Here is a 1477-nt window from a genome sequence, read left to right as displayed (position 1 = left end):
TTTTTGAAACTTTTTTTCGTTCCTCTGTTAACCAATCCCCTCAAGAGACAACTCAATTATTCTATCATCTTCACTTACTATTGTCAACTACTTTTTCAAACTTTTTTTCGTTGTTTGTTTAGCTGACTAGTCTTACGAGACAACTCAATTATTCTATCAAATCTTACACATCATTGTCAAGTAGTTTTTCCTGTTTTTTTCACTTTATTGTTTATTATTTTTGGAATGAAAGTTCTATAATGAAGTTAGCCACCTCGCCTTGCTTAAAAATATTTGTTTTACTATCTTTTAGTAAGCCGGTAATTTCATTTGATAATAGGCTTGAAACTGTTAGGCTAAGTAGCCAAGGCTAATAATAGCCTTGGTTTAGCTGACAAAACAGTTTCAAGGGTTCCTGTTATCAAATGAAATCCAATTTAAGGCAAAAGAAAACACCTCTGTGCTATACTTGTTGTTCACCACAAACACAAGGAAGGGCACAGAGATGCAAAATCATTATACACCAAAAGGCAAACATTTGACAATTGATAACCGTCGCCTGATTGAACGATGGAAAAATGAAAATATGTCCAATCGTGAAATTGCAGGATTGCTTGGAAAGGCTCCTCAGACGATTAATAATGAAGTCAAACGTGGGACAACTTTACAACAAGTGCGAAAAGGGCTGTACAAAAAAGTCTGTTCTACTGACTATGCACAAACGGCTTACCAAACTAATCGAAAACGATCGGTAAAGAAGATAAGCTTAACGAAAGAAATGAAAGTGGGTATTTCAAGCATATACTATCGGTTTCATCATGGCCATTTAGGATTGACGTAGTTGATACCAATTCATCCTCACAAAACTACAGACTGTGCGACCATCCCGCACTGATGGTCATCTTTTTAGTTAAGCAAATTCTCACATCGTTGCTGCATATGGTACATAATTTTGTCATTTAAGCGAATTGTTTCCTGAAGAACATATTTGCTACAACAGCTACACCCTTTATGGGAAAGACGGAGTAGATTAGACCAGTGGTCGAATTTAGATCAGTATATAAGACTATAGAGTGGTGTATAAATCTTAATCTATGGATTCTGATTTGATACTCTAAAGTAATTTAAAAGTTGATCAGGTAGCCTTAAATACCTTCACATTTTGCTCTTCTACTTTTTGGAAGGTTACTTCAAATGTTTTAGCTGAATTGCTTTGAACAAAAGTAAGCGCCTAATAACAAAGTATATTGAAAAAGCTCCAAAGTCATGTTGACCCTGGAGCCTTTTCTATTTACAAGCTCTCTTAATGTTTTTGTCCCATGGCAAATAAGCCTCTAGCACCTCTTTTTTTGCGAGTGTCTCCTCGTTAGGTAAGTGTTCTAGAAGATAGTTCATATATTTTTCTGCATCAAGGCCATGTCGTTTAGCAGTTTCCAAAAGACTCAGAATGACAGCTGTCGACTTGGCTCCCTCAAAGCTTTGGGAAAAAAGCCAATTT

1 protein-coding gene and 1 pseudogene are annotated in these 1477 nt (G+C 35.9%); one reads left to right on the top strand and one right to left on the bottom strand.

The window, feature by feature from the left end:
• Window positions 1-484 precede the first annotated feature (484 nt).
• A pseudogene (locus K6V43_RS11335) lies at window positions 485-817 on the top strand (helix-turn-helix domain-containing protein); the annotation flags it as partial.
• A 449-nt stretch (window positions 818-1266) separates the two neighbouring features.
• Here K6V43_RS11335 and K6V43_RS11330 read toward each other — a convergent pair.
• Window positions 1267-1477, bottom strand: a 211-nt coding sequence (locus K6V43_RS11330) for a transposase domain-containing protein (protein ID WP_222383148.1), incomplete at its 5' end; no start/stop codon positions are given.

It is taken from the genome of Streptococcus suis (assembly GCF_019794615.1).
GTDB classification, from domain to species: Bacteria; Bacillota; Bacilli; order Lactobacillales; family Streptococcaceae; genus Streptococcus; species Streptococcus suis_AI.
Note: the sequence above shows the minus strand (reverse complement) of the source record. Positions and strands in the feature narration are given on the sequence as shown.